Annotated in this window: 3 protein-coding genes; all 3 read right to left on the minus strand. The window is 67.8% G+C overall.

Translation table 11 applies throughout. The features are described from left to right. Positions 1–67 precede the first annotated feature (67 nt). Positions 68–8266, minus strand: a complete 8199-nt coding sequence (locus RMO23_RS12050; RefSeq protein ID WP_309681781.1) for a GH36-type glycosyl hydrolase domain-containing protein — start codon at positions 8264–8266, stop codon at positions 68–70. Positions 8267–8273: 7 nt separating this feature from the next. After that, entirely contained in the window at positions 8274–8501 is a 228-nt protein-coding gene (locus RMO23_RS12055) for a hypothetical protein (protein WP_309681783.1), read from the minus strand. Between the two features lie 172 nt (positions 8502–8673). After that, positions 8674–9519: phosphoenolpyruvate carboxylase (locus RMO23_RS12060; RefSeq protein ID WP_309681785.1), on the minus strand; the 846-nt coding region annotated here is incomplete at its 5' end.

Here is a 9519-nt window from a genome sequence, read left to right on the forward strand (position 1 = left end):
TTCCGGATGAAATCGGCATTTTTTTGGTAAAAATGGCCTGTAGCCCATATATTACTTGCATAGTATGCTATTTATTTAATAGCAACTCGGGACTGACGCTTTCCGCCACGGCCTGCACCAGCAGCCAGCTTTCGGCGGGCAAATCGGCCAGGGTCAGGGTTTGCCCCGGCGCCAGGGTGCGATCGGGTTGGGGGCCATCCCGCGCCGGCCCCTCCGCGCGCTGCCAGCGCAGGGTGATCACCCGCTCCTGCAGGCGCAGCGTGATCTCAAACGAAGGCCAGTCAGCCGGCACGCGCGGCGACAGCGACAGCTGGCCTTGCCGCACGCTCAAGCCGAGCAGGGTTTCAAGCGCCGCGCGGTACAGCCAGGAGGCCGAACCGGTGTACCAGCTCCAGCCGCCGCGGCCGACGTAGGGCGCCGCGCCATAGACATCGCCGGCCATGACATAGGGCTCCAGCTCATACACCGGCCCGCGCTGGGGGTGCTGGCTGCGGTGGGCCGGGCTCAGGGCCCTGAAGCTGTCCCAGGCGGCCTCGGTGTCACCGGCCTGCGCCTGTGCCATCAGGGCCCAGACCCCGGCGTGCGAGTACTGGCCGCCGTTTTCGCGAATGCCGGGCGGGTAGGCCTGGATGTAGCCGGGGTTGTTGACTGACTTTTCCAGCGGCGGCGCCAGCAGCCGCAGCAGGCCGGCCTCGGGGTCTATCAGTTCGCGCTGCATGGCCTGCAGGGCCGGCACGGTGTAGGGGTCGCTGGAGGCGCCTGACAGCACCGCCCAGGCCTGGGCGATCAGGTCAATCCGGCACTCGGCATTGCTGGCCGAGCCCAGCGGCGCGCCGTTGTCAAAAAACGCCCGGCGAAACCAGGCGCCGTCCCAGCCGTCGCCGTGCAGGGCCGCGATCCAGCCCTCGCGGCTGTGCTTCCAGCGGGTGCTGCGCGCCGTGTCGCCGCGCGCCTGCGCCAGCGGGCCAAAGCGCTCCACCACGCTGCATAAAAACCAGGCCAGCCAGACCGACTCGCCGCGCCCCTCGTGGCCAACGCGGTTCATGCCGTCGTTCCAGTCGCCGGTGCCCATCAGCGGCAGGCCATGCACGCCCGTGGCCAGGCTGCGGTCGATGGCGCGCGCGCAATGCTCAAACACCGACGCGGTTTGCGCGCTGGTTTCGGGTGCGTAGTAGGCATCTTCCGCGCCTTCGGGAATGGCCGCGCCCTCAATAAATGCCACGGTTTCGTCCAGAATGCCGAGGTCGCCGGTGACCTCGACGTAATGCGCGCAGGCATAGGGCAACCACAGCAGGTCATCCGAAAAATGCGTGCGCACGCCTTCACCGCCCGGCGCGTGCCACCAGTGCTGCACATCGCCTTCAGGAAACTGCCGCGAGGCATTGAGCAAAATCTGCTCACGCAGGCGCTGCGGGTCGGTCAGCGCAAAGGCCATCGCGTCCTGCAACTGGTCGCGAAAGCCGAAGGCGCCGCCGGCCTGGTAAAAGCCCGCCCTGGACCACAGGCGCGAGCTCAGGGTCTGGTACAGCAGCCAGCGGTTGAGCAGGGCATCAAACAGCGGATCGGGCGTGCGCACCTGCACCTTGCCGAGCAGGGTGCTCCAGGAATTCTTGACCCCGGCCAGCGCCGCCTTCACATCCCGGCTTTGCCAGTCGCGTGCCAGTTGCCCGGCTGCTGCCGCATCGGCGGCGTGGCCCAGCAAAAAGCTCAGCTCAAGCTGTTCACCGGGCGCCAGGCTGAAATCGCCCGCCAGCGCCGCGCAGGGGTCTGCGCCGCCGCTGGCCTGCTGCCCCAGCACAGCGGGCAGCACCAGGCGGCCGGTGGCATCAAAGAACTCGCTGCGGTCGCAGGTCCACTGCAGGACGCCCGGCAAGCCGGTGAGGGCCAGAAAGGCACTGCTGCCGCCAAACCCGCCACGGCTTTGGCGCTGCTGCGCCAGCAGCACCGGCAGCTCTTTGCTTTTCCAGGCCAGCACGGTGCTGCGCTCGTGGCGGGCCGCGCCCATCTGCCATTCCACCATCGCCAGCGCGCGCAGCCTGCGCCTGGCCTTGCCCTGGTGGTGCAGCCGCAGCTGCACCACCTTGACGGCATCCTGGGTGTCGGCAAAAAAAGTGGTTTCCACGCTCAGGTCACCGTGCCGGCATTCGAACACGCTGTAGCCCTGGCCGTGACGCACGCGGCAGGCCAGCTGCGCACCGCTTTCGGTGGAGGGGGCCAGCGCCAGCGGCTGCCGGGTGTCCAGGTCCTGCAGCAGGTAGTGCTCGAATGCGGGGTCCTGCACCGGGTCGTTGGACCAGGGCGTGAGCTGGTGCATGCGGCTGTTGACGGCCCAGCTGTAGCCCGCGCCGGCCTCGGAGACCTGAAAGCCGAATGACGGGTTGGCGATCACATTGACCCAGGGGCGCGGCGGGCGGTGCTGGGGATCGATGGCAAACTGGAATTCGCCTGACTGCGCATCAAACCGGCCGACGGGAGCTTCGATGGCCATAGCCTGCCCGTGCACCGGTTCTGCCGGCCGGGGCAGGACTGGCGTGGCAGAAGCCTCGGCCCGGCGTGGCAGGGCGGGCCTGTCCTGCAGCGCCGCCACCTGCTGCGCCAGCGGCCGGCCATCGGCGATGAAGGTCACGCGGGCCAGGCCCGCCAGGCTGGCTTTTTCGGGCGCTGCCACCTCCTGCTCGCGCAGCAAGTAAAAACCGGCCGCATCGTTGCGCGGAAAGCTGTTCTCGGCCTGCTGCAGCGTGCGGTCGCGCAGGGCCAGGATGTCGCGCTGCAGCGGCATCAGGTAGGAATTGGCTTCGCTGTTGAGCACCACCACATCGACGGCCAGGCCGCAAAAGCTCCACCAGGTCTGGGCCCGCAGCAGGGCCTGCAGCAGCGCCAGGCCGGCGCTGGCGTGAATGCGCACCAGCACGATCGGTTTGTCGCCCGACAGCCCAAAGCGCCAGAGCTGGCGCTGGTCCACCGGGCCGCTTTCCGTCACCGGTCGCGCGCTGGTGTACATCAGCGCCGTGTTGAGGTCTTGCAGTGCCGCATTTTCTTCCGGCTCCACACCCAGGTCGCGCAGCCGCACCTGCGCCAGCGTGGCGGCCATGCGGGTGGCCCGCTCCACATGCATGGGCTGCAGGTATTTGTCGATGCGCTCCACCAGCTCCGCGGTGGTTTCGGCGGCGGCAGTGGCAAAGCTCAGCCGTGCCACGCCGCCCGCCGCAATCCGCACCCGCACGCGAAGACCGGCGACCGGATCGAGCCCGTTGATGGGCGCGCCATCGGCCGCCTTGGCCTGCACCTGCAGCGCCGGCCGGGCCGCCAGCCGGTTGCGCCCCAGGAAGGCGCGCCGGTCCGCGATGAAGTCGATGGCGCGCACGTTGGCGTCCGAATCGGCCAGAAAATGCGCCACCGCCATCACCGGGTCGCCCTGCAGGCGGGGCTTGCGCGACAGCAGCAGGGCGCGCCATTCGGCATGCCACTCGGTCTGCACGAACAGGTTGGAAAAAGCCGGATGGGTCTCGTCCGCGCGCGCGTCTGCCAGCACCGCCTCAAAGCACGAGATCACCTCAAAGGTCAGCTCGGCGCTGGAGAGGTTGCACAGCGTGACGGTGCGCAGCTCGGTGTCGTCCTCGGGGCTGACCAGCACCGTGGTCATGGCCTCCAGCTGTTCCGATTTCGCCTCAAACTCGACCCGGTCCGCCAGAAACCGGGCGCTGTACTGCCAGTCGGGGTGCGGCGCCGGGTGCTGGGTCAGCGACACCGGCGGCTGGCCTGCCGCGCACAGGTAAATAAAGCTGCCATGGGCGTCGCGCAGCAGGTCGTCGCGCCAGCGCGTGATGTTGCAGGTCCGGTTGTCGCTGCGCCAGCGGCTCACGCCCGCGCCATTGGCACGCAGGGCCACGCTGTAGCGGCCATTGGACAGCAGCTGCACCGGCTGCCAGCCGGGCGCTGCCGGGTCCAGCCCGCGCGAGTGGTAGAGCGGGGCCTCCTCGGTGTCATCCAGCGGCGGCAGTGCGCGCGGGTCGGCGCTCTCGATGATCTGGCGCGGCGTCTTTTCATGCAGCAGCGATTCGTAGGCCTGTACCAGCGGCGCCGCCGCAAACCAGCGGCGCGGCGCCTCGCCGCACAGCACATTGCACAGCGCCACCAGCGACATGCCCTGGTGGTGCGCCATGAAGTTTTTCACCACGCTCAGCGCCTGCGCGCCGGGTTGCCTGGCCACGGTGAAGTCCACGGCATCCATGAAGCCATAGTCGCCGCGGGCGCCGAGTCGCTCCAGCCGGCGCAGGTTGGCGATCGCCGGCTGCGGCGCGAACATGCAGGCCATCACGCTGGCATAGGGCGCGACGACACGGTCGCCCGGCGGCGTGCGGCGCAGCGCCAGCCGGGGCACGCCAAACGGCGAATACTGGTAGGCCAGGGTATGGTCCTGCGCAAAATAGGCCGACTCCGAAACGCCCCAGGGCAGTTGCTGCGACCGGCCAAAGGCCTGCTGCTCTTTCACGGCGGCCAGCCCGCTGACGTGGAGCAGGCCGTGCGCGGGCTCCGTCATGACCAGCGCGGGCATCAGGTATTCAAACATCGAGCCCGACCAGGACTTGAGGCCCGGCATGGCCCCCACCGTGAGAAACGCGCGCCCCAGCGACAGCCAGTGCCGTCTGGGCACGTCGCCCTTGGCAATCGCCAGAAAGCTGGTCAGCCTGGCTTCGGAGGCCATCAGATCGTAGTAGCTGGCGTCCAGCACCTGCTCGTGCACCCGCAGGCCGATATGAAACAGATGGCGCTTGGCGCTGTACAGGCCGCTGAAGTCCATCGCCATGCACAGGCGCTCCAACCGGGCCACTAGCCGCAGTAGGCTGGTGCCTTGCTCTGCACTGGTTGTGCCCAGCTTCTCCAACTCAATGCAGGCCCGGGCTGTGGCCAGCAGGTGGCCGGCCAGGTTGCCGCTGTCCACGGTGGACACATAGGCCGGCGTCAGCACCTCCAGCGTGCGGCTGTCATACCAGTTCAGCAGGTGGCCCTTGTGCTTGGCCAGCCGCTCCACCGTGTCCAGCGTGGCCTGTAGCCGGGCAATGAGTTCGGCCGTGCTGATCCAGCCAAACTCGCGCGCGCTGGCCACGGCCAGCAGGTACAGGCCGATATTGGTGGGCGAGGTGCGGTGCGCAATCGTCGGCTCGGGGTCCAGTTGCAGGTTGTCGGGCGGCAGGTGGTTGTCCTCCGGCCCGACGCAGCGTTCAAAAAACTGCCAGGTGTGCCGGGCCAGCTCAAGCAGGTAGTCACGGTCCCCGGCAGCCAGGGCCAGGGCCGGCTCAAGCCGGGCCGGCTTGCTGGCCCACCAGGCGGTGAGCGGTGCCAGCGCCCAGAGCAGGAAAATCGCGGGGCCGGCCCAGGGGTGGGGACTCCAGCAAGCCGCCAGTGCCAGGCCCAGGCAAAGCAGGGACGCGATGGCGTGCTGGCGCACAAAGGCGCCCAGAGCGTATTTCGCCGCCGCCTGCGCCTGCGCAGCCGTGGTCCATTCCAGCAGCATGCTGCGGCTCGAGGCCATGCGCCAGAGCGCCCGCGCGACGGCGTCCAGCATCAAGCCGGCCTGCACAAACAGCTGGCTGAACTGCCAGCTGCTGGCCAGCACGCCGCGCACCATGTCGCGTATGCCCACATCAAAAAAGTGCAGCCAGGCGATGCCGCGCCGCGTCGGCACCAGGCTGGCCAGCGCGGCCATCAGCGGCCCCGTCAGAAAGGCCGCCAGCGTGAATGCCAGCGCCGTCCACAACGGCAGGGCGGCGGTAAAAATCACCGCCAGCAGCAAGCCCAGGCAAGCCGGCGCCATCAGGGAGCGGCGCAGGTTGTCGGCCATGCGCCACAAGCCCAGCGCATCGATGCCGAAGTGCCGGGCGCGCAGCATCAGCGGCAGCAGCTGCCAGTCGCCGCGGGTCCAGCGATGCACGCGTGATGCCGCCACCCCGGCGTGGTGGGGATGGTCTTCCATCAGCGCCACGTCGCCCACATAGCCACAGCGCGCAATGCTGCCTTCCAGCAGGTCGTGGCTCAGCACGGCATCCTCGGGCAGGCGGCCGTCCAGCACGGCATGAACCGCCGCCACATGCAGCAACCCCTTGCCGGTGAAGCTGCCCATGCCAAACACGTCCTGGTAGAGATCGGAGGTGCCGCTGCTGTAGGGGTCCAGCCCGGTGTGACCGGCAAACAGGGCATGAAACGGCGAGCGCTCATGCCGCGTGGGCAGCGGCGTCACCAGCTGCGGCTGCAAAATGCCATAGCCCGCAGTCACGCGGCGGGTTTTGCGGTCTATCTGCGGCGTGTTCAGCGGGTGAGCCGCAATCGACACCAGCTCGCGCAGCGAGCCCGGCGGCAAGCCGGTGTCGCTGTCCAGCGTGAGCACGTAACGCAGGCCGTCGGCCAGGCGCATGTCCGGGCTTGCCGTGCCGGCCGGCACAAAGACCGACGCCGAGCCGGTGGCCAGTTGCCGCAGCAGCAGTTCGATCTTGCCGCGCTTGCGTTCCCAGCCAATCCAGCGCCCTTCGGTTTCTGACCAGGCGCGCGCGCGGTGCAGCAGCACAAAGCGCGAGGGCGCGCCCGCCGCCGCCGGGTAACAGCGATTGAGCGCGCGCACCTGCGCCAGCGCGTCATCGAGCAGGGCCTGGTCGCCGGCCTGCGATTGGCTGTCGGCATCGGCCCAGTCGGTCAGCAGCGCAAACTGGGCCTGGTTTTCGCGGCAGGCCAGCCAGTGCAGGCTGAGTCTATGCACCAGTTCGGTGGTCGCCGCGACCGAAGTCAGCATCGACGGAATCACCACCAGCACCCGGTGTTCGGCCGGAATGCCGCCAGAAAAATCGAGCCGGGCCAGCGGCTGGATACGGGTCGATTCGGCGATCAGGCGGTGAATCAGTGCGGCCACCGCTTCGGAGGCTGGCCAGGCCATCAGGGCCAGCGCCAGCCAGCCCATCGCGTTCAGCCCAGCCAGCGGATGCACGGCCCACCATAGCGCGCCCAGTGTGCCCAGCGACCAGACCGCCGCATACGCGGGCAGGCGCCAGGCGCGGGCCGCGCGCGCCCGGCGCGGTGGCCTGGCGGTGTCTGCCGGGCGCAAGGCGGCCTCCAGCAGCGGGCGCCCCAGCCCCAACAAATAGTAGCCCGCGGTGCGCGCCACCAGTGAGTTGTTGGGCTGGCGCGCCGCGGCCAGCACGGCTTCGGCCACGGCGCGCTCCGACTTGCCGCTTTGCTGGGCCAGCCTTTCCATGGCGCGCGTGATCTGCTGGCGCGTCATCTCGCTTTCCCTGGAAAAACTCGGCAGGCGCCGCAACACCTGCAGCGAGTGGCTGACCGGCTCAATCAGCTCGGCCCACTCCACCTGGCCAATCAGCCGCAGCGTGGTGATGATGTTGCCGACGGTCAGGTTGGCCGCGACCTGAACGGTTTGCCCCTCCGCAATCAGGGCCAAGGCATCGGGGCAGTGCAGTGCGGTCCAGCGGGTGGCGGCGGACGCTGGCATGTCGGCCTCGACCCGCTCGCCAGGCATGCGCTGCCAGAGCTGGGTCAGGTAGCTGCGTTCCAGGCCGTGGTCCTTCATGTGCTGATGCAAGGCGTCCAGGTCGTCCAGGCCAAGGGTCTTGTCGGTGTCCCAGACCGCATGCGCGACCTCGCGCGCGACCTTGTTGCGGGCGATGCGGTCGGCCATGCGGCGCAGGTTTTCCAGCAGCACCACGCGCAGCGTCGTCGGCAAGGCCCAGAGCTCGCCCAGATTGAGTTCGCTGACCTCCTGGTAGGCATGCAGGAACGCGGTGAACAGCACCGGGTCCAGCACGCTGTCGGTGTGCGCCACATAGGCCCAGGCAATGCCGTAGACACGCGGCAGCCCTTCCAGCGGCTTATCGGCCAGTTTCGGCAGGTCGGCGTAATAGCGGTGCGGCACGCCGTCCTGAATTTGCTGGAGCTGCGCCTCGATCAGGTGGAAATTGTCAAGCAGCCATTCGGCCGCCGGCGTGACATAGTGGCCGCTGCGCGAGGTGATGGCAATGTAGTCGTAGGCACTGCGCAGCGCGGCGATGTTCTCCTCTAGCCGCGGAAAGAAGGCCGGCCCGCGATCCGGTGCGTCGGCGGGCCGCACGGGCTGGGCCGCAGCCAGGCTGCGGCCGTGATCCTCGAACCGCTGCGCACCGAACAATTCGGCGCGTATCGGTTGCTGTATCTCGCCCCCGGAGGTGGTGAGTAGCTGCCTGGCGTAGGGACTTAAAGGTTCCAGCCGGTCTATGACGGCCGCCATCACACCGTCAGGCGAGTGCCAGCAGGCCGAAACCGATGAGCGCCAGCACGCCCACCGTCACAATCCGCGGCGACACCACGGCGTGCACCGACTGAAGCGCTGACTGCAGCGGAAAAAAGCGGCCGTGCGCGCTGGCGCAATGGTCCATGTGCGACGCCAGTTCGGCAGCGTCGGTGGTAACAAAATCTGCGTGATGGGCCGACGAAAAGTCAGCCATGATCTTGAGGCTCGTCATGATTTTATTCTCCCGGGAATGAGCTTGGCTTGCCAATGCGCAGCAAAATGCGCGCGTATTTGCAGCAGCTAGCTCATGCTAGGGACAGCCATCGGGCGATGCCATCAGACGACGCCGTAGTTTGTCTAGGACAAGACCTACAGTTGCCTCGTTTTACTTCCCGGTGGCGGCCTCAGCCGGTATTGCGCAGTCCGGCCGCGATGCCGTTGATGGAGATGTGAATGCCGCGCTGAACCCGCTCGTCGGCCTTGCCTTCGCGGTAGCGCCGCACCAGTTCGACCTGCAGATGGTGCAGCGGGTCGATATAGGGAAAGCGGTGCCGGATCGAGCGCTGCAGGGCGGCGTTGCCGGCCAGGCGCTGCTTTTCTCCGGTGATCAGCACCAGGGCCTCGGCGGTGCGGTGCCATTCGGCCTCGATGGCCGTGAAGATTTTCTTGCGCAGGCGCGCATCGCCCACCAGCTCGGCATAGCGCGAAGCCAGCGCCAGATCGCTCTTGGCCAGCACCATGTCCACATTGCTCAGCAGGGTGCGAAAGAAAGGCCACTGCTTGTACATTTTTTGCAGCAGCGCCAGCGCCTCCTTGCGGCTGGCCGGGCTGCCGCCCTGGGCCAGCATCTGCGCAATCGCCGAACCAAAGCCGTACCAGCCCGGCAGCAGGGCGCGTGATTGTGACCAGGAGAAAACCCAGGGGATCGCCCGCAGACCCTCGATGGTCCGCTTGGCCTGGCGCGACGCAGGCCGGCTGCCGATGTTGAGGTCCGCGATCTCGTTGATCGGCGTCGCCTCGAAGAAGTAGTCAGCAAACCCTGGGGTCTCGTAGACCAGAGCGCGATATGCGCTCATGGCACCTTCCGCCAGGCTGTCCATAAGCTGACTGTAGGGTGCTGCCAGCTGGTGGCGCACTGGTTTGCGTAGAGAAGCCAACACGACGCCAGAGGCAAGCGTCTCAAGACTTTGTCGCGCCAGCTCTGGGTCGGCGTACTTGTTGGCGACGACCTCACCCTGCTCGGTGATGCG

Source organism: Polaromonas sp., assembly GCF_031411155.1.
GTDB lineage: Bacteria > Pseudomonadota > Gammaproteobacteria > Burkholderiales > Burkholderiaceae_C > Polaromonas.

Bases quoted from the DNA above. Each gene is read 5' to 3' on its own strand.
- RMO23_RS12055 (WP_309681783.1), bottom strand. From the start codon at position 8,501: ATGACGAGCCTCAAGATCATGGCTGACTTTTCGTCGGCCCATCACGCA.
- RMO23_RS12050 (WP_309681781.1), bottom strand. From the start codon at position 8,266: ATGGCGGCCGTCATAGACCGGCTGGAACCTTTAAGTCCCTACGCCAGG.